Below are 20,032 nucleotides of genomic sequence, written 5' to 3' on the forward strand. Positions count from 1 at the left end.
ATGTCGCACCCCGCAACCACGCTTGCTCCTGCTCCTGCCGTTGCCCCCGCCCCGGGTGCCAATGCGCCTTTGTCAGACCTCAACCTGGCAGCCCGCCAGCGCATGCTGTCACAGCGGGTCATCATGCAAGCCCTATTGGCATCCCACGGCGACACCACCCAACTGCAGGCCGCCCAGAAAACATTTCAGCTGTTTTGCGACAGCGAGGCCAAACTGCTGGCCACCCTCAACCACTACGAGCCGCTCAGTGCCCGCCAGTTGCGCGCGGTGTACGAGGGGCCGCAAGGCATCGGAGTCACGATAGAAACCTTCATCGACCGGATGCGCCGCACCCTCGACACCATCAGCCGCAAGGGTGATGCGCGCCCCCTCTTGGCCGACATGGTGGCCGACAACGACACGGTCCTGAATGCGCTCAACAAAGCCACCAGCACCTTTGACGCGATTGCCCAGGCCCAATCGGACAACCTGTTCAAAGAACTCAGCGGAATCGTGTCGGACATCCACACCATCGCCCGGGAAGCCAAGATCGTGAGTTTCAATGCCCAAGTCATTGCAGCGCGTGCCGGCGACAAGGGGCGTGAGTTTGCGGTGGTGGCCAATGTGCTTTCGGGCATCAGCACCGAGGTCGACCGATTGACCCAAAAGGCCATCCATCTGGCAGATCGCAAGTCGCAGCACGCCTAGCGCAAAGGTCGTATCTCCGACCCCCCATAGACCCTTGCCGTCGCCTACACTGCGCGCCTATGCATAGTTTTGACGTGGTGATCGTGGGTGCCGGGGCTGCCGGTTTGTTTTGCGCCGGTGTGGCGGGACAGCTCGGGCTGAAGGTTCTGGTGCTCGACCATAGCGAGAAAGTCGCCGAGAAGATTCGCATCTCCGGGGGCGGGCGCAGCAACTTCACGAACATGGACGTGAGTGCGGCCAATTTCATCAGCGAGAACCCGCGCTTTGCCAAATCCGCACTTTCGCGCTACACCCCCGCTGACTTTGTGGCGCTTGTTAAAAAACACGGCATCGCCTTCCACGAGAAACACAAGGGCCAGCTCTTTTGCGACCGCTCTGCCGAAGACCTGATTGCCATGCTGCTGGCCGAGTGCGCCGCAGGTGGTGTAGAGCGCTGGCAACCCTGCAGCGTCAAAAATATACGCTTTTCGGCCTCTAGCCCCCATGGAAACTGCGCAAGCAGCTATGAAATTGATAGTGACCGCGGCACCATCCACTGCGCAGCGCTGGTGATTGCCACCGGCGGCTTGTCGATACCCAAGATCGGCGCCACCGATTTCGGCTACCGGGTTGCAAAACAGTTCAACCTGCCGCTGATTACCCCGCGCCCGGCGCTGGTCCCGCTCACTTTCGACGAAACCTCGTGGGCTCCGTTCGCCGAGCTGTCAGGCTTGTCGCTGCCGGTCGATATTGCAACCGGCAGCAAGAAAAGCAGCATGTCGTTCCGCGAAGATTTGCTCTTCACCCACCGCGGCCTGTCCGGCCCCGGGGTGCTGCAAATCTCCAGTTACTGGGCCGAGGGCACGCCTATCCGCCTCAACCTGGCGCCCACTGTGGACTTGGCACAACACCTCTCGCAGGCCAAAAGCAGCTCGCGCAAACGGGTGGCTAATGAGCTGGCAGGTCTGGTGCCCAGCCGCCTTGCAGATACCTGGGTGAACCAGGGCCCCACGTGGGGGCATGATTGGCAGCGCCCCGTGAATGAAGCCAGCGACAAGGCCTTGAACGCACTGGCCGAGCGCCTGTCCCGCTGGGAACTCACGCCCACCGGGACCGAGGGCTATCGCAAAGCCGAAGTCACCGCGGGCGGTGTAGACACCAAAGTGTTGTCCAGCCAGACCCTGGAGAGCCAACAACCAGGCCTGTTTTTCATCGGTGAAGTGACCGATGTCACTGGCTGGTTGGGCGGATACAACTTCCAATGGGCCTGGGCCAGCGGCTTTGCGTGTGCGCATGGCTTGGCAGCCCGCCTGAAGGCGCTATAATCGCAGGCTGCTTCTGGCAGAACCCCCATCGGCCAATACTAGTTAAGCAATAACAGATGGGGACATTTCGCTGATTCAGACGTGCAGGGCCCGATCTTCCCTCATGCCAACGAACAGCATATTTTGGAATTCATTACGTAATGACAACGATCCGTGTAAAAGAAAACGAGCCCTTTGACGTAGCACTGCGTCGCTTCAAGCGCACCATCGAAAAATTGGGTCTGCTGACAGACCTGCGCGCCCGCGAGTTCTACGAGAAGCCCACTGCAGAGCGCAAGCGCAAGAAGGCAGCTGCCGTGAAGCGTAACTACAAGCGCATCCGCAGCATGCAACTCCCTAAGAAGATGTACTAATCTTCGCGGCCTGGTCGCTCTCACGAGCTACGCAGCCCACAAAAGCTCGCCTGGGGACGCTCCGGCGGGCTTTTTTCATTTTGAACTCACCCCTTTTGTTTCACTCTCAGGAAGCACCGCTATGTCCCTCAAAGACCAGATCACCGAAGACATGAAAACCGCCATGCGCGCCAAAGACAGCGAGCGCTTGGGCACCATCCGCCTGCTGCTGGCCGCCTTGAAACAAAAGGAAGTCGATGAGCGCGTGGAGCTGGACGACGCCATGGTGGTCGCCATCGTCGACAAACTGATCAAGCAACGCAAGGACTCGATTGAGGCCTTCGTGAAAGCGGAACGCCAAGAGCTGGCTGACAAAGAAGCGGCTGAAATGAAAGTTTTGCAAGCCTACTTGCCACAGCGCATGAGCGCTGACGAGGTGCTGGCGGAAGTCAAGGCCATCGTGGCAGAACTGGGTGCCTCAGGCCCCGGCGACATGGGCAAGGTCATGGGTGCGGTCAAAACCAAATTGGCCGGCAAGGCCGAGATGGGCACCGTATCCGCAGCCGTCAAGGCCGCACTGGCGGGCTAAGGCTTCACTTTGACAGTGGCCGTGACCGGCCCCGTCAACACTTGCTGGGGGTTCAAGTTGTCGACGAAGTCCAGCTTGAGGGTGTAATTCCCGGCGGGCGGGGCCAACCATGCTTCGGTTTGTCCCTCCGCGAAGTCCATTTCAGCCACCGCGCCCGTCTTGCTGGTGATGGTGAGCTTGAAATGGCCCGTGTCTTTTTCCTGCTGTGCGGCATGGCCGACATTCAGACCGGAAGCATGGAACTGCACCCGGAATGGCGGCTTCTGCTCGCCCTCAGACAGCGTCAATGCCAACCCGGGTTTGACCAAAGATTTGGGGTCTACGGCGTTTTTCTTGGTGATCGTGACCTTCAAAGGCTTGCTGTACACGAAATGGGGTAAATGCTTGTCGTCGGCCAACAGCATCCGCAAGGTGTAGGTTCCCGGGGCCAGCGTGAGCACGGTTTCCATTTGGCCTTTGCCAAAGTGGATGTACTGCTCGTTAAAGGGCAGCGCCGCCTTGAAATCCAGAGGCAAATCACGATTCACCAGCAAATGGTGGTGGCCGCTTTTGCCCGCCATGGGCTTGGAGATCGGCGCCAGACCCCAGCCACCGGACAAGCCGAACTTCAAGACATAAGGGGTTTCAATCCGGTCACCGGACTTAAGGTTAGTGAAATACGCTTCTGAGTTGCCGGCAGGCATGGGCGCTTGCCACGGGTGCAAGGTGCGGGTGGTATTTGCTGGAGTTTGAGACCATGCCAGTTGCCCGGCAAACACCGCGAGGGCACCCACTCCGACTGCAAATCGCCGCATCAATACCCTTTCAGCTGCCTGCCACTTTCATGCGATTCAGCAGCACAGAGCCTACCGTTTTGGCTCCGTAGTTGTAGGCGTCGGCGCCGACGGCCTCAATGCCTTTGAGCATGTCTTTCATGTTACCGGCGATGGTGATTTCATGGACCGGATAAGCGATGCGACCGTTCTCGACCCAGAAGCCGCTGGCGCCACGGCTGTAATCGCCCGTGACGTAGTTCACGCCTTGCCCCATCAACTCCGTGACAAACAGGCCGGTACCGAGCTTTTGCAGCATGGCATCGAGGTCATCGCCGGCCTTGGTCAGGCGTGAGGTAAAGGTCAAATTGTGGGAGCCACCGGAGTTGCCGGTGGTACGCATACCTAGTTTGCGAGCGGAATAGCTGCTTAAAAAGTAGCCCTGCACCCGGCCGGCATCAACCACCTTGCGGGGCTGCACACGCACACCCTCGTCGTCGAATGGGGAGCTGCCCTTGCCGCGCAACACAAACGGATCTTCCTGAATGTCGATGTGCTTGGGGAGCACTTGCTTGCCCAACGAGTCGAGCAGAAAGGTACTCTTGCGGTAGAGGGCTCCACCACTGACAGCTTGAACAAAAGCGCCCAACAAACCGGCAGCGAGCGGCGATTCAAACAGCACAGGGCACTCTACGGTGGCGATCTTGCGGGCCTTCAAGCGGCTCAATGCGCGCTCTGCCGCATAGCGACCCACCGCTTGGGGCGATGCCAATTCGTCCGCAGAGCGCATGGAGCTGAACCATGCGTCGCGCTGCATGTCCTTGCCCTTGCCGGCAATCGGCGAGACCGAATACGAATGACGCGAGGAAGCATAGCCACCCCGGAATCCGCGGGTATGGGCACTGAAAAAGTGCGACTGCTGCGCAGATACCGCCGCGCCTTCGCTATTGGTGATGCGCTTGCTCACACCTAGTGCGGCGGCTTCGCATTCCAGCGCGAGGGCAGCAGCCTGCTCACTGGTCACGGCCCATGGGAAAAACAAATCCAACTCGCGTTCGCGCTCGGAGACCGGCACGATGTCGTCCGCATCGGGCAGGCTGGCAAACGGATCTTCTGCCGTGAAACGGGCGATGTCATAGGCGGCACGCACCGTCTGCTCAATCGCCGCATCCGAAAAATCAGAGGTGCTCGCATTACCCCGGCGATTGCCGAGGTAAACCGTGACGCCCAAAGACTTGTCCCGGTTGCGCTCCACATTTTCGAGTTCGCCATTGCGAACGGAAACGCTCAGGCCACAACCTTCCGACACCTCGGCCCCGGCATCGCTGGCACCCAGTTTTTTGGCGTGGGCCAACGCAGCATCCACGCGGGTTTCGAAAAAAGCGCGGGTGTAGGCGAAACCGCTGTCGGCAGGTTTTACGGAGGGTGTGGAGGGCTGGGGACGGGCGGAGGTGGGTTTCTTCATGGCGACGGATATGATACTTGGCTATGTCACGCAAACTAAAAAAAGGCTATTACGTCCGGGGCTTGTTCGTTGCCGAAGGCAGCGCACTCGATCTGGAGTACAAGCGCGAACTCAAGGGCACGGATGAACCGACCCGCACCGACCTCAAAAAAGAAAGCGACGCATTGCAAAAGCTGGGGGAAGACCTGCTGAACATGCGCGCCGAATTGATGATCAAACTAGAACTGCCCGACCGGTTGGTGGAAGGCGTGGCGGAAGCCAAACGCATCACCAACTTTGAGGGCAAACGCCGCCAGATGCAGTTCATCGGCAAGCTGATGCGCAAACTCGACCCGGCCAAATGGGACCAGATCCGCGCAGCGCTCGAAGAACAGCATATGCCGTCGGTCCAAGAAACCATGGTGCTCCACCAAGCCGAACAATGGCGCGACCGGCTGATTGCCGATGACGATGCCGTCGGCCAGTGGCTCAATCTGAGCCCAGACACCGACAGCCAGCAACTGCGGGCTCTGGTCCGCCAGGCTCGCAAAGACGCCAAACCCGAAAAACCCGGCGAAGCGATCCGCCACGGCCGCTCGTACCGCGAAATTTTTCAACTCGTGCGCGAGTCCTTGCTGGCCCACCAAGAAGCATCGAAGCAAGATGCGGCTGCCAAGGATGACGAAGGAGACGAGGATTGAACGGTAGCGCGATGGATGAGGTGCGCATCGGCCTGGTATCTATCAGCGACAGGGCATCTGTCGGCGTCTATGAAGACAAAGGCATACCGGCGCTGCAAGACTGGATCAGCCGCGCGGTGCAGAACCCGGTAGTGTTTGAAACCCGCTTGATTGCCGACGACCAGCACACGATCGAGGACACCTTGATCGCACTGGTCGACGCACGCTGCGCCCTGGTGCTTACCACCGGCGGCACTGGCCCTGCACTGCGGGACGTCACTCCGGAAGCCACGCTGGCAGTCGCACACAAGGAAATGCCGGGCTTTGGCGAGCAAATGCGCGCCATCAGCTTGAACTTTGTGCCCACGGCGATTTTGTCGCGCCAGGTCGCCGTCATCCGCGACCAGACACTCATCATCAACCTGCCCGGCCAACCCAAGGCGATTGCAGAAACATTGGAAGGCGTGAAGGACGCCGAGGGCAAGCAAGTGGTACCCGGCATCTTTGCGGCCGTGCCGTACTGCGTAGACTTGATCGGTGGCCCCTACATCGACACCGTAGACACCGTCTGCAAGTCCTTCCGCCCCAAAAGCGCCATCCGGCGCACATGACCCCACCAGAGACACCGTGGAACCGGCTCAGCCGGGCCACCGGTGTCGCCCCCTGCAAGGGGGAGGCGGCAAAGCCGCTCGGGGGTGTACTCTACTTCCCGATCAGCTCGTTAATTTTCGCGGCCTCAAAGCACTCTTTGCGGGCCGCGTCTTTGGGCACGCAGTCGCTGTCTGCCAGGCGCGCTGACAGTTGCTCGACGGCTTTCCACAGCATGGCAATCTGATGGTCTTGGCCAGAGGCGCTGTCCACCAGGCCGCGCAGTGCCTGGCTCACCGGGTCGTCGTCTTGGGTGATGCCATAAGCAGTGAACTTGCGGTCTTGGGTGGTCACATCCGCACTCATACCCTCTTTGCTGGGAATGATGCGCGCCGGAATACCAACCGCTGTCGCCCCCGCAGGCACAGGCTTGATCACCACGGCATTGCTGCCGATTTTGGCGCCGTCACCCACTTCAAAACCACCGAGCACTTTGGCACCGGCACTCACCACCACGTCTTTGCCCAGTGTGGGGTGGCGCTTGGCGCCCTTGTACAGGCTGGTGCCGCCCAGGGTCACGCCCTGGTAAATCGTGCAACCGTCGCCGATCTCGGCTGTCTCCCCCACCACCGCGCCCATGGCGTGGTCAAAAAAGACGCGCTCACCCAGCTTGGCCCCGGGGTGAATCTCAATCCCAGTCAGGAAACGGGCAATGTGGGAAGTAAAGCGCCCCAGCCACTTCAGGCCGTGGGTCCAGAACCAATGCGCCAGACGGTGCAACACCACCGCATGCAGGCCGGGGTAACAGGTGATGACCTCCCAGGTACTGCGGGCAGCGGGGTCACGGTCAAGGATGCACTGGATGTCGGATCGGATACGGGCAAACATGGTGGCAGTCTATCCCTTCAAGACCGGCTTGCCGTCTACCGCCACCAAATCCGCACTGCGGGCAGGCGATTGCGAGCTTTGCTGCAGGATGGCTTTGGCAATGCCCCGCAGGATGTGGATTTCCTCTTGCGTGACCTGCGCCCGGTTGAACAGGGCATTGAGCCGGGGCATCAGCTTTTTGGGCGCCGCAGGATCGAGAAAACCCAGCTGCACCAGCGACTGCTCCAGATGCGTCAACATGCCCGTTACCTGCGCTGCATCGGCCAGGTGTGACGGAGCGACAGGAGACTGAACTCCAAAACCACCCAAGGCCAAGCGCCACTCATAGGCAATGACCTGCAGGGCCGCGCCGATATTGAGCGAGCCGAAGCTCGGATTACTGGGAATGGACAGGCAGACATGGCAGCGGTAGACGTCTTCATTGCGCATGCCGAAGCGCTCAGAGCCGAACAAAAAACCGATGCCCTGCTGCCCCAGCGTTGCAGGTTCAGATGCCAAATCATTGCCCGGCGCCGATGGAGTCTGCGCGAGCAGCTCCTTTTTTGATAGCGCCTCGAAGTGCTCTCGCGGCGTGGTGGTGGGCGGCCCGAAGTCCCGCGGAGTCATGGCAGTGGCGCACAAATGGGTGATGCCATCCAAGGCCTCATCCAGGGTGTCAACGATGCGGCACTTGTCCAGCACATCCAAGGCGCCACTGGCGCGCTGAATGGTTTCTTCCCGGCGTAACACATTGGCCCACCGGGGTGCGACCAGCACGAGATCGTCGAAACCCATCGTTTTGATGGCGCGGGCAGCGGCGCCCACATTGCCAGCGTGGCTGGTATTGATGAGGATAAATCGGGTGTGCATGCAGACTGAATGAGGCCAAATTGCTGCAACCGCACAAAGATAGGGTGCGCAACCAAAGCCGAACCGTTAAAATGCGCCTATTGTCGCCGCCTGCATCGCCAAGCGGTCCTTCCAGTTCTTCCCCCAGCAATTCATGACGCTCAATCTGCACCCCATGGCCAACGTGGCCATCAAGGCCGCCCGCACCGCCGGTTCCATCATCAACCGCGCTGCGCTGGACATCGAATCCGTTCGCGTGTCACAGAAAAAGGCCAACGACTTTGTCACGGAAGTGGACAAGGCTGCAGAGCAAGCGATCATAGAAACCCTGCTGACGGCCTACCCCGGCCACGGCATCCTCGCCGAAGAGTCGGGCAGCGAATTCGGCGCCCGCGACTCCGAATACGTCTGGATCATCGATCCGCTGGACGGCACCACCAACTTCATCCACGGCCTGCCGGTGTACTGCGTCAGCATTGCCTTGGCGGTGCGCGGCAAGGTCGAGCAAGCCGTGGTGTACGACCCTACCCGCAACGACCTGTTTACCGCCACCAAAGGCCGCGGCGCTTACCTGAACGACCGCCGCATCCGCGTCTCCAAGCGCACCCAGCTCAAAGAGTCGCTGATTTCCACCGGCTTCCCCTTCCGCCAGGGTGACAACTTCAACCAATACCTGCAAATGATGGGCGACGTGATGCAACGCACCGCCGGCCTGCGCCGCCCCGGCGCTGCTGCGCTGGACTTGGCCTATGTGGCCGCCGGGTACACAGAGGGCTTCTTTGAGCTCGGTCTGCAACCTTGGGATGTGGCAGCCGGCTCTTTGCTGGTTACCGAAGCCGGTGGACTGGTAGGCAACTTCACCGGTGAAGCTGATTTCCTGGAGCAGCACGAGTGCCTGGCCGGCAACCCGCGCGTCTACGGTCAGCTGGTCAGCCTTTTGGGCAAGTACAGCAAGTTCGCCCCTGCCGGCGAAAAAGCGGCTTTGCGTCAGGCTGCCATCGAAGCCGACAACCCGGTCGCCGCTGAGCCAGCAGCACCCGCTGCAAGCGGCGAAGACGCCCCCTTTTAATTGAAGCGAAACTCGGCCACCGGCACCGGTCGACCGAACAGATACCCCTGAAACAAGGTGCAGCCCTGATCCAGCAGGAACTGGCGCTGCCCCTCGGTTTCCACCCCCTCGGCCACCACATCAAAGCCGAGGCTTCGCCCCAAGGCGAGCACCGTGCGGGCAATAGCCGCATCGTTGTGGTCGGTGAGTACATCCCGCACAAATGACTGGTCGATTTTGAGCTGCTGCAAGGGCAGCATTTTCAAGTACGACAGTGATGAATAGCCGGTTCCAAAATCATCCAGCGCAAAGCGCACGCCCAGGCTTCTGAGGGCGGCCATTTTCATGATGGCATCCTGGGTGTCGGTAAGCAGCAGACTCTCCGTCAACTCGAGCTTGAGTAGCTTGGGGTCGGCTCCGGTTTGCTGGAGCGCGCCCTGCACTTGAGACACAAATTCATCCTGGCGGAACTGACGGGCGCTCACATTCACCGCAACGGTCAGGTGGGCGGTCAAAGGGTCTGACGCCCATTGCGCCAGCTGCGCGCACGCGGTTTGCAACACCCACACACCCACCGGAATGATCAAGCCGGTCTGCTCTGCCAAAGGCACAAACTCCAAGGGTGACACCAGACCGCGCCCCGGATGGAGCCAGCGCAACAGCGCCTCAGCACCCACCACAGCTCTGTTCGCATCCACCACGGGCTGGTAATACAACATCAACTCACCGCGCTTCAACCCGAGGCGCAGGTCCGACTCCAGCTCGGCGCGCTGGGCCACCATCAACTGCATGGCCGGATCGAAAAACCGCAGCGTATTACGGCCCGCCGCTTTGGCCTCGTACATTGCCAAGTCGGCTTGCTTGAGCAGCTCATCCACCGACTGGCGCTGCCCGTGAATCAGCACAATGCCCAGACTGGGGGTGCTGTGGTGCGGGCCACCGGGCAGGTCATACGGGGCATTCAACTGGAGCAGGATTTTTTGCCCCACCGCTTCGGCTTGGAGACCCGCTTGGGCTGCTGTGCCATCGAGGTCCTGCAACAGAACAATGAACTCATCCCCACCCAGGCGGGCCACCGTGTCCGATTCACGGACGCAGGCCTGCAGGCGCCTGGCAACCAGGGTGAGCAGCCGGTCGCCGACATCGTGCCCCCGGGTGTCATTGAGGTCTTTGAAGTTGTCCAGGTCAATGAACAGCAATGCCCCGTGCAGGCGCCCGCGGGCGCAGGCCGCCACTGCGTACTGCAAGTGGTCTTGCAGCAACCTGCGGTTCGGCAGGTCGGTGAGCACATCGTAAAAGGCGAGCCGCTCAATCTTGGCTTCGTCCGCCTTGCGCTCGGTAATGCTCCGTCCGATGCCCCGGTAGCCCTTGAACACGCCATGCGAATCAAAAATGGGAGCGCCGCTGACAGAGATCCAAAACACTACGCCGTCCGCATCGTGGTCACACAGCTCCAGCTCATAGAAAGGCAGCCTCGCATCCAGCAGGGCGCGATGGGCTTGCCAATCAGCGTCTGTCATGTTGATCGCACCGGCATCCCATCGGGTCAGCCCGATATTCCGCTCCCCTGTTTTGGTCTTGCCGGCCTGCAAGGCGCCGTCAAAACGAATGAAGCGGTGGTCAGTATCCTGCTCCCAGTACCAATCGGAGGAGAGCTCCGTCAGCGCTCGGAACCGGGCTTCGCTCTCCTGAAGCACCGCCAGCGAGGCCTTGTGCTCCGTCACATCGGTCAGAGAGCCATACGCATTAAAGCGGCCCGTGGGCTCCAGAAAAACAATCGCTTTGCCAAACAAGCTGCGCACCGTGCCATCCTTGCGTCGGATACGGAACTCCTGGGCCCAGGTCATCCCGTCGGACGCCGCGGCGTTCATGGACTTCAGCGTTTGGATGATGTCATCGCTATGCACCAAACGGAACACGTTGGCGGGGTTGGCACGCGCCTCCTCCGGAGTTACGCCAAAAATGTCACTGCACGCATCGCTCACAAACACAAAGCGACCGCTGTCGCGGGTGAACATCTCGAACTGAAACACCATCTCCGGCAAACGGCTGGTCAAGCGCTGAATCACGTCCAAACGCTGCTGCAGCACCTGCTCGGCCAATGCCTCTTCGGTAAAGTCTTGGACCACACCGAAGTCCACATAGCTGCCATCCTGACGGTGGTAACGGTGCATGCGGCTGCGCCACCAGCGCACATCTCCATCGCGGCAAGTCCACCGGAATTCTGCCAACCGGCCATCCATGGCCTCGCGCGCCGCGAGATAGTTCGCCCGGTCTTCTTTGTGCAGGCCGGCTTCCCACACATCAGGGCCTATCTTTTCAGTCCATGGGATGCGTGCCATCTGAAACAGGCCCCGGGACCACCGCGGATTGGAATGGCCCTGGGGCACGATCCAATGACCTGCTTGGGCCAGCTTTTCGGTTTCTTCGTACAACTCCACTTGTCCGCGCAAATCGTCATTGGCCTCTTGCAAAGCGTGCTCGCCCTCAACCACGGCCTCTTGGGCCACTCGCTGCGCGGTGATGTCGATCAAATACGCCAGCAAAAACGACTCGCCCGCAATCTGCATGACCGAGCCACGCCACTCCAGCAACATGTTTTCGCCGCGGGCGTTAATGAAGTTGATTTCCACGCCCGAGAGGGAAGGGTCTTGCTCCAGCTCCGCCAGCGCGCGGTTTCTGGACTCGATATCCGGCCAGAACCCCAAGCCCAGAGAAGTGCTTGAGGTCGCTTGCTCCCAAGAGTAGCCCGTCAACCGCTGCCATTGGATATTGACATCCACAAAACGGCCATCTTCGACACTTTGCAAAGAAATGGCGGCCGGGCTGTGCAAAAAAAGCGCCTGCAACATATCGAACTGGCGGCGGTTCACCCGCTCCAGCGACGCATTGGCGGTGCGCAAGCCGTCCAGCTCGGTCAGGGGAACCGCATCACCGGAGGCGGCGTTTTCAGACATTACAAGGGCCTTAGTTGCAGTTGCTCGACAGGCACTGGCCGGCCGAAAAAGTAACCCTGAAAAGCGTGGCACCCGGCCGCGAGCAAAAAGTCGCGCTGCCCCGCTGTTTCGACGCCCTCCGCCACCACCCCGAGGTCCATGCTTTTGGCAAGGCTCAAAATCGTGCGCGCGATCGCGGCATCGTTCGGATCGGTCAACACGTCGCGTACGAACGACTGATCGATTTTGAGCTGATCCAAAGGGAGCCGTTTCAAGTACGCCAGGGACGAATAGCCCGTGCCAAAGTCATCGAGTGAAAAGCTCACCCCGATCGACCGGAGTTCGCTCATCTTCAAAACCGCTTCTTCAAAATCAGTCAAGAGCAGGCTTTCAGTGAGTTCCAGCTTCAGGCGGTAGGGATTCGCCCCGGTGGTCCGCAACAAATCAAGAATATGGGTCGAGAAATCGGGATGCCGGAACTGCCTGGCGCTCACGTTCACCGCCACGCTCAAACGCTGCGTGTGCGGATCCGCACTCCACGCCACCAGCTGGGCACAGGCTGCCTCCAGCACCCATTGCCCCAGGGGCAGTATGAGCCCTGTCTGCTCTGCCAGTGGAATAAATTCACCCGGCGACACCATGCCTTTGACGGGGTGCATCCACCGCACCAAGGCTTCTACGCCGGTTATCGCCCCATTGGCGGTCACCACCGGTTGGTAGTACAACACCAACTGCTCTTCCTGCAGGGCCTTGCGCAGGTCGACTTCCATCTCTGCACGGGCAGAGGCTGCCAGCTGCATGGCCGGATCAAAAAAGCGTACGGTGTTACGGCCCGCATTTTTGGCTTGATACATGGCGAGATCCGCCCGCTTGAGCAGCTCCTCAATCCCTTCTGCGTGCCCGCAAAACATGGCAACCCCGATGCTGGGTGAGCTGTGCATGTTGTGGTTGCCCAGCGCAAACTGCTTGTTCAGGGTGTTCAGCACTTTCTTGGCGACGGCTTCTGCCTCAGTGGCCGCGATCCCGGCATCGGCGTGCAATTCTTCCAACATGACCACGAACTCGTCGCCACCGAGACGGGCCACGGTATCGACACTGCGCACACACTCCTGCAAACGCTGGGCCACTTGCTTGAGCAACAAATCGCCCATGTGGTGGCCGAGGGTGTCGTTGAGTACCTTGAAGTTGTCCAGGTCAATAAACAGCAGGCCACCGTGCTGGCTGTTGCGGTGGCTCGACGACAAGGCCAGCCCGAGCCGGTCCAAGAGCATCCGCCGGTTCGGCAAGCCTGTGAGCGCATCAAAAAAAGCGAGGCGCTCGATTTCAGACTCTGCCGCTTTTCGCGATGAAATATCCCGCCCTGTGCCGCGATAGCCGCAAAACCGGCCCTGGCTGTCAAAAACAGGGGCTCCGCTGATCGATATCCACATCAGCTGCCCGTTTGACAGCTCCCGTTGCATCTCGAAATCTTGAAAGGTTTGGCGGGCCTCCAAAGCTGCGATGTGAGCTCGCCACTGCGATGGAGTAACCCCTTGCCCGCCTGAGTCCCAGCGGGTGCGACCGATAGACGACTGCGGCGCCAAACGGTCCGTGTTGGCACCATTGCCATCGATGCGGGTGAAGCGCAACTCGGCGTCCTGCTCCCAGTACCAGTCTGAAGACAGGCTGGAGAGACTGCGAAAACGCTCTTCGCTTTCTTGAAGCTTTTCAAGAGCAAGCTTTTGCGAGGTGATGTCAGTGATGGCGCCAGTGAACAGCACAGAGCCGTCGGTGAGCTTTTCTGGAACGGAAGCCCCCAACAACCAGCGCAGCGGCGCGCCGGGCACCTGCGCCCTGAACTCACATTGCCAAGGCTGCATGGTCTCTGTCGCGTGCAGAGTGGTGTTGATGACCTGATTGACATCCTGTGGGTGGATGCGCGACATCACGCGCCGGGAATCTAGTTGGGCCTGCTCGGCTGTGACGCCGAAGAATTGTCGAACCGCATCGCTAACGAATGGAAATCTGAACCGCCCATTCGGCAAACGCTGGAACTCAAACAACATGCCGGGCGCGCGACTGGTGATTTTGTGAATGAAATCGAATTGTTTCTGGAGGCTGTCGCGCGCTTCGCGCTCCTGCGTGAACTCTTGAACCACCCCGAAGTCAGCTAGCACCCGTCCGTCCACCACTTGGCGGTGCATGCGCGAACGCGCCCACAGCGTCCGTCCTCCGGGGCCGGAAGATCGGAACTCCACCACTTCGCCGTCCATCCGATGGCGCGCTTGGTGCAACGCGGGCAGATCCTCCGGAAACACTCGCCCCCACAACATGTCCATCGTGACAACCGCCTCTTGCTCCAAGCCCGCAATCTGGGCCAGACCGGGGGAGAGGTAGACGGTCTTGTCTCCGGGGTAGTTCACCCAATGGCCCACTTGCGCCACCGACTCGGTGAGCTCGTGCAGCTTGACCTGCCGATTCATTACTGTATTTGCATTGGCTAGGGCCAACTCACCTGACCTCAGCGCCTCACGGGCCAACAAGTCAGCGGTGACATCGCGCAGGTAAATCAGGATGTACGCCTCACCCGCTTCCATCAGCATGGTCGCATTCAGGCGCACTACGCGTGGGGAGCCGTCCTTCATGACCAGGGACACGTCTACGTCCATCACCCGACCACCGGGCTTCAGATCGCCAAAGATCGATGTGCGCTGCTCAGGGTGCAGCCAATGGCCCAAGGCCAGCGCGGTGCGCCCCACCACCTCCTCGCGGCGATACCCGGTCAGGGACTCCCATTCGCGGTTTACCTGGACGATGGCACCATCGCGGACCCGTGTCAGCGCGATCGCCTCCGGACTGGACTCGAAGATGATGTGAAACACACCCGCCCCCACACCGGCTGGCGGTGGATGGTCGACAGCAGCCGAAGCATCGGGATCAAACGGTGAAGATTCCGGAAGAGGTTGCACTGTAGGCGGTATCTTTGGTGTGTGACCTCCTTATGATAGGGCCTGAAGCGGGCTTGCGCCAAGTGCAGCACGCCCTCGCCTGACTACCTTCTCCCCCTACTGTGACACGTCCCCCAGCCTCCGCTCCGCTCGACCAGCACACCCCCATGATGCAGCAGTATCTGGGGCTCAAAGCCGACCATCCCGACACCCTGCTCTTCTACCGCATGGGTGACTTTTATGAGATGTTTTATGACGACGCCGAAAAGGCGGCCCGGATTCTGGACATCACCGTCACCACCCGAGGCCAGTCTGCCGGGCAACCGGTGGTCATGGCAGGCGTGCCTTTTCACTCGATGGAAGGGTACCTGGCCAAACTGATCCGCCACGGCGAGTCGGTAGCCATTTGTGAGCAGACCGGCGAAGTGGGGGCCACCAAAGGCCCGGTGGAGCGCAAAGTCGTGCGCGTGGTAACGCCCGGCACGCTCACCGACGCCGAGCTGCTGTCCGAGAAAACCGAGTCCATGCTGATGGCTGTGCACCAGGGCCCGCGCAACCGCTGCGGCCTGGCGTGGTTGTCTGTGACCCAGGGCGTGGTGTTTCTGGCCGAATGCACGCCTGACGAAGTACCCGACTGGGTGAGCCGCATCGCCCCCAGTGAGCTAGCCTACAGCGCAGGTTGCACCACCACCTTTGAAGACCGCATCAAGCGCCTGCGCCACGGCACAGCTGTCTACCTGACCGCCCGCCCCGAATGGCAGTTCGACAGCGCTCTGGGCCAGCGCAAACTGCTGGACGCGCTGCAAGCCGCGAGCCTGAGCAGTTGGAACGCGCAAGAGCTGGCCTTGGCCCACGCCGCAGCGGGCGCCCTGATCGGCTATGCCGAACACACCCAGGGCCGCACGCTCACCCACATCCACAGCGTGCAAGTGCAGCGCGACGACGCGCTCATCGACCTGCCCGCCACCACCCGCCGCAACCTCGAGCTGGTGCAGACCCTGCGTGGCGAAGACAGCCCTACCCTCTTCAGCCTGCTGGACACCTGCATGACCGGCATGGGAAGCCGCCTGCTCAAACGCTGGCTGCTGGAGCCCCTGCGCGACCGCACCGAGGCGCAACACCGCCTGCTGGCTATAGGCACCTTACGTTCCAATTTGTGGCAAACCCTGCGCGGCCAGCTCAAGGGCTGCGCCGACGTAGAACGCATCACGGCCCGCATCGCGCTGCGCCAAGTGCGCCCACGCGAGCTGGTGGCGCTGGTGCAAACGCTACAAAAAACAGAGCTACTCGCGCAGAATCTACGAGGGCTAGAGGGCTATTTGGCTCATATTTGCAGCCATCTTCAGCCACCAGCCGATGCCATTGCCCTGCTAGGGCACGCCATTGCTCCCGAGCCCGCTGCTCTGGTGCGCGACGGTGGCGTGATGGCTGACGGCTTCGACGCCGAGCTGGACGAGCTGCGCGCCATCCAGACCAACTGCGATGCCTTTTTGCTGGACCTCGAAGTCCGCGAAAAAGCCCGCACTGGCATTGCCAACCTGCGGGTGCAGTTCAACAAGGTGCACGGCTTTTACATCGAAGTCACCACCGGCCAAGTGGACAAAGTGCCCGAGGACTACCGCCGCCGCCAGACCCTGAAGAATGCCGAGCGCTTCATCACCCCCGAGCTCAAGGCCTTTGAAGACAAGGCCCTGAGCGCCCAAGAGCGCGCCCTGGCCCGCGAGAAATGGCTGTTTGAGCAGGTGCTGGACCAGTTGCAGGCGCACATCCCTGCGCTCACTGCCGTGGCCCAATCCCTCGCCGCGCTGGACACTCTGTGCGCGCTGACCGAGCGATCCCTCACGCTGGACTGGAACGCCCCGCAGTTTGTGACCGAGCCCTGCATCGACATCACTCAAGGCCGCCACCCCGTGGTGCAGGCACGGCTGGCTGAACTCAGTAGTGGAAATTTCATCGCCAATGACACGCGCCTCGGCCTGAAGCAGCGCATGCAGATCATCACCGGGCCCAACATGGGCGGTAAATCGACCTATATGCGCCAGGTCGCCCTCATCGTGCTCTTGGCCAGCATCGGCAGCTACGTGCCCGCGCAGACTTGCCGGCTGGGACCGATCGACGCCATCCACACTCGCATTGGCGCGGCAGACGACTTGGCCAACGCCCAATCCACCTTCATGCTCGAGATGACCGAGGCCGCGCAGATCCTGCACAGCGCCACGCCGCACAGCCTGGTGCTGATGGACGAAATCGGCCGGGGTACCAGCACCTTTGACGGCCTGGCACTGGCAAGCGCGATTGCCACCCAGCTGCACGACAAAACCCAGGCCTTCACCCTATTTGCCACCCACTACTTCGAGTTGACTGAGTTCCCCGCTACCCACCATGCGGCGCTGAACGTGCACGTGAGCGCCGCCGAAGCGGGCCGCGACATCGTGTTCCTGCACGCCATCGAACCCGGTCCGGCGAGCAAGAGCTACGGCGTGCAAGTGGCGCGCCTAGCCGGCATGCCGGCAGCAGTGCTCAACCACGCCCGCCACACCCTGGACGCACTGGAAGCCCAGGCCAGCGAGTCGCAAGCCCAGGTGGACCTGTTCGCCGCGCCACCCGCTACAGAAATAGTAGCTGCCAGCGCTGTAGAGACGGCGCTTGCAGCCATCAACCCTGATGCGATGAGCCCCAGAGAAGCGATGGACGCGCTGTATCAGCTGAAAGCTTTGGCAGGTAAGGCGTAAGGGTACATAGACGCGTAAGGCAACTCAGCTTTGCTGCCTCGCGGAGCTGGCAATACACACATGATCGTCTAACTCAACTGGATCTGCTATGCCTCAAGAACCCATTACAAAAGCAGACCTTTCCAAAACCGCTGAATACTTAGGTTGGACTATCGGAGCTGCGCTTAGTTTTGTCTTCAATTACGCGGTTACAAAAGGGGCCATCTCCCCGGCTTTCGACCTCATCAACTGGCTGGGATTGATCGCCCTTTTCGTCGTCACCGCGATTCATATTTTTTGGAAAGTAAAGCGCTTGGACTTCAAACCCAACTACACCTTTGTTTGGTGTGTTTGTCTAGGCTGGTCGCTAGGATGTTGGTTAGTGTCAAGGTTTGTCAGCTGATTTAAGACAACTTGAACTGAACGTACACCAACTCGGCGATAACGCATGTTTCCCGGGAGGCGAAGCGTTTGCGCAGCGCCAAAAGCGCGTCCCGCAAACCCCATGTCCTTGCCGGGCGGGGAGGCGGTGTGCGGGTTGGGGGCGATTTTAAAAACCGAAGGTTCATTAGCCCCCGGCCCGCACACCGCCTCCCCACCCGGCAAGGACTGCCCCGCAAAGTCCACCCGCCCCACCCCGATACACTCTAGGTTTCGCCCTCAACGACAATAAAAATGACCTACTGCGTCGCCATCAAACTCAACGCCGGCCTGGTGTTTCTCTCCGACTCCCGCACCAACGCCGGGCTCGACCAGATCAGCACCTTCCGCAAGATGATCGTGTACGAGAAGCCCAACGACCGCTTCATGGTCCTGCTCTCGGCCGGCAACCTGAGCATCTCCCAATCAGTCCGCGAGATCTTGCAGATCGAAAAGCTCAAGGACCACGAGGACGACGAAGGCATCACCATCTGGAACGCCAAAAGCATGTTCGATGCAGCACGCGTACTAGGCTCGGCCATCCGCAAGGTACAAGAGCGTGACGGCGCTGCCCTCAAAAACGCGGGCGTGGATTTCAATGTATCGCTGATCTTCGGTGGTCAGATCCAGGGCGAAGGCATGCGCCTGTTCCAGGTCTACTCGGCCGGCAACTTCATCGAAGCCACCCCCGAGACGCCGTACTTCCAGGTGGGCGAATCCAAATACGGCAAGCCGGTGCTGGACCGGGTGATCACCCCCGACACCCCGCTGGACGAGGCCGCCAAATGCGCGCTGGTGTCCATGGACTCCACCCTCAAGTCCAACCTGTCGGTGGGCCTGCCGCTGGACATGGTGGTGTACGAGGCCAACACCTTTGCCACCGACAAAGTGGTGTGCATCGACGAGAACAACCCGTACTTCAAGATGCTGCACAACAGCTGGGGCCAGAAGCTGCGAGAAGTATTCGACAGCATTGAAGACCCGATGTGGAACGGCGGCCAGACCGATGTGCCGCTGTTGATACCCAGCACCCGCAGCCTGCCATTGAAGAAAATCACCACCCCTGACGAGAAATTGATTTAGTCTCGCCCGCATGTCGACCATCGTTTTCTCTCACGCCAACAGCTTTCCCGCCGCCACCTACAAAGTGCTTTTCAAAAGCCTGCGTGCCCGGGGCTACAGCGTCAAAGCCGTTGACAAATACGGCCATGATCCACGCTACCCGGTCAGCAACAACTGGCCGAACGTCGTACAACAGCTGGTGGACTTTGCAACCCCCATCGTCGAAAAAGCCGGCGAGCCTGTCTGGCTCGTGGGCCACTCGCTGGGGGGCTTCTTGAGTGTGATGGCGGCGGCGCGCCAGCCCGGTCTGGCCAAAGGTGTGGTGTTGATCGACTCCCCCTTGGTGGGCGGCTGGCGCTCGCGCATGGTGGGCTTGGCCAAAACCACCCAACTCGTGGGGTCGATATCGCCGGGCGCGGTGAGCCGCAAACGGCGCAACAGCTGGCCTGACGCCGATGCGGCCCTTGCGCATTTCCAGCACAAAAAGGCTTTTGCCCGCTGGGACCCGCAAGTCTTGATGGATTACGTACACGATTTCCCTGAAGACAGCGAAGGCAAACGCGTGCTAGCCTTCGACCGTGATGTAGAAACCGCTTTCTACAACACCTTGCCCGACAACCTAGATCGCTTGTTGGCCCGTCATCCGCTGAAATGCCCTGTGGCTTTCATCGGGGGAGACCAGTCCGCAGAGATGAAGCAAGTCGGCATGGATCTGACCAACAAAATCACCAAGGGACGGAACATGATGCTCGATGGCACCCATCTTTTCCCCATGGAAAAGCCTCTCGCGACAGCGGCGGCGCTGGAAGCCGCCCTGCGCAACCTCGGGGGCTGAG

At 60.5% G+C, this 20,032-nt stretch carries 17 protein-coding genes; 11 read left to right on the forward strand and 6 right to left on the reverse strand.

The features are described 5' to 3' along the window. The 4 genes from RAE19_RS03490 to RAE19_RS03505 all read left to right on the forward strand — a co-directional run bounded on the left by RAE19_RS03490 (window position 1) and on the right by RAE19_RS03505 (window position 2,912). Window positions 1-687, forward strand: a complete 687-nt coding sequence (locus RAE19_RS03490; RefSeq protein WP_313873611.1) for a methyl-accepting chemotaxis protein — start codon at window positions 1-3, stop codon at window positions 685-687. A 59-nt stretch (window positions 688-746) separates the two neighbouring features. Next, window positions 747-1,991, forward strand: coding sequence for an NAD(P)/FAD-dependent oxidoreductase (locus RAE19_RS03495; protein WP_313873612.1), 1,245 nt, complete (start codon window positions 747-749; stop codon window positions 1,989-1,991). Between the two features lie 140 nt (window positions 1,992-2,131). After that, entirely contained in the window at window positions 2,132-2,344 is a 213-nt protein-coding gene (gene rpsU / locus RAE19_RS03500; protein WP_094477962.1) for a 30S ribosomal protein S21, read from the forward strand. 121 nt (window positions 2,345-2,465) lie between these two features. Then, window positions 2,466-2,912: a GatB/YqeY domain-containing protein gene (locus tag RAE19_RS03505; RefSeq protein ID WP_313873613.1), complete on the forward strand. Its 447-nt coding sequence runs from the start codon at window positions 2,466-2,468 to the stop codon at window positions 2,910-2,912. On the opposite strand, the gene RAE19_RS03510 is transcribed toward RAE19_RS03505, so the two are convergent. After that, window positions 2,909-3,706 (reverse strand): DUF4399 domain-containing protein, encoded by a 798-nt coding sequence (locus tag RAE19_RS03510; RefSeq protein ID WP_313873614.1) that lies wholly within the window; start codon window positions 3,704-3,706, stop codon window positions 2,909-2,911. The two genes, RAE19_RS03505 and RAE19_RS03510, sit on opposite strands and share 4 nt — an antisense overlap. 10 nt (window positions 3,707-3,716) lie before the next feature. After that, entirely contained in the window at window positions 3,717-5,129 is a 1,413-nt protein-coding gene (gene pmbA / locus RAE19_RS03515; protein WP_313873615.1) for a metalloprotease PmbA, read from the reverse strand. Window positions 5,130-5,152: 23 nt separating this feature from the next. Here pmbA and yjgA point away from each other — a divergent pair, with 23 nt between their 5' ends. Together yjgA and mog are read left to right on the forward strand one after the other, a co-directional pair. Further along, window positions 5,153-5,809 carry a ribosome biogenesis factor YjgA gene (gene yjgA, locus RAE19_RS03520; protein WP_313873616.1) on the forward strand — a complete coding sequence of 219 codons (657 nt, stop codon included), beginning with the start codon at window positions 5,153-5,155 and terminating at the stop codon, window positions 5,807-5,809. 11 nt (window positions 5,810-5,820) lie between these two features. Then, window positions 5,821-6,399: a molybdopterin adenylyltransferase gene (gene mog, locus RAE19_RS03525; RefSeq protein ID WP_313876169.1), complete on the forward strand. Its 579-nt coding sequence runs from the start codon at window positions 5,821-5,823 to the stop codon at window positions 6,397-6,399. 91 nt (window positions 6,400-6,490) lie between these two features. On the opposite strand, the gene cysE is transcribed toward mog, so the two are convergent. Together cysE and RAE19_RS03535 are read right to left on the reverse strand one after the other, a co-directional pair. Next, window positions 6,491-7,264, reverse strand: a complete 774-nt coding sequence (gene cysE, locus RAE19_RS03530) for a serine O-acetyltransferase (protein WP_313873617.1) — start codon at window positions 7,262-7,264, stop codon at window positions 6,491-6,493. A 9-nt stretch (window positions 7,265-7,273) separates the two neighbouring features. Next, the gene (locus RAE19_RS03535; protein ID WP_313873618.1) at window positions 7,274-8,113 is read right to left on the reverse strand and encodes an RNA methyltransferase; all 840 of its coding nucleotides are present in this window, start codon (window positions 8,111-8,113) and stop codon (window positions 7,274-7,276) included. Window positions 8,114-8,246: 133 nt separating this feature from the next. Here RAE19_RS03535 and RAE19_RS03540 point away from each other — a divergent pair, with 133 nt between their 5' ends. Next, the gene (locus tag RAE19_RS03540; RefSeq protein WP_313873619.1) at window positions 8,247-9,161 is read left to right on the forward strand and encodes an inositol monophosphatase family protein; all 915 of its coding nucleotides are present in this window, start codon (window positions 8,247-8,249) and stop codon (window positions 9,159-9,161) included. Here RAE19_RS03540 and RAE19_RS03545 read toward each other — a convergent pair. Both RAE19_RS03545 and RAE19_RS03550 read right to left on the reverse strand, forming a co-directional pair. Next, complete coding sequence (locus RAE19_RS03545) at window positions 9,158-12,097, reverse strand: sensor domain-containing protein (RefSeq protein WP_313873620.1); 2,940 nt, start codon at window positions 12,095-12,097, stop codon at window positions 9,158-9,160. The genes RAE19_RS03540 and RAE19_RS03545 overlap by 4 nt on opposite strands. Beyond that, window positions 12,097-15,024: a sensor domain-containing protein gene (locus RAE19_RS03550; RefSeq protein ID WP_313873621.1), complete on the reverse strand. Its 2,928-nt coding sequence runs from the start codon at window positions 15,022-15,024 to the stop codon at window positions 12,097-12,099. The genes RAE19_RS03545 and RAE19_RS03550 overlap by 1 nt, the downstream gene beginning before the upstream one ends. Before the next feature lie 146 nt (window positions 15,025-15,170). On the opposite strand from RAE19_RS03550, the gene mutS reads away from it, so the two are divergent. The 4 genes from mutS to RAE19_RS03570 all read left to right on the forward strand — a co-directional run bounded on the left by mutS (window position 15,171) and on the right by RAE19_RS03570 (window position 20,031). Then, window positions 15,171-17,735, forward strand: a complete 2,565-nt coding sequence (mutS, locus tag RAE19_RS03555) for a DNA mismatch repair protein MutS (RefSeq protein ID WP_313876170.1) — start codon at window positions 15,171-15,173, stop codon at window positions 17,733-17,735. Window positions 17,736-17,823: 88 nt separating this feature from the next. After that, window positions 17,824-18,117: a hypothetical protein gene (locus RAE19_RS03560; RefSeq protein ID WP_313873622.1), complete on the forward strand. Its 294-nt coding sequence runs from the start codon at window positions 17,824-17,826 to the stop codon at window positions 18,115-18,117. Window positions 18,118-18,389: 272 nt separating this feature from the next. Then, complete coding sequence (locus RAE19_RS03565; protein ID WP_313873623.1) at window positions 18,390-19,217, forward strand: proteasome-type protease; 828 nt, start codon at window positions 18,390-18,392, stop codon at window positions 19,215-19,217. A gap of 10 nt (window positions 19,218-19,227) precedes the next feature. After that, window positions 19,228-20,031, forward strand: coding sequence for an alpha/beta hydrolase (locus RAE19_RS03570; RefSeq protein WP_313873624.1), 804 nt, complete (start codon window positions 19,228-19,230; stop codon window positions 20,029-20,031). Window position 20,032 lies beyond the last annotated feature (1 nt).

The sequence above is a fragment of the Rhodoferax potami genome, assembly GCF_032193805.1.
GTDB lineage: Bacteria > Pseudomonadota > Gammaproteobacteria > Burkholderiales > Burkholderiaceae_C > Allorhodoferax > Allorhodoferax potami_A.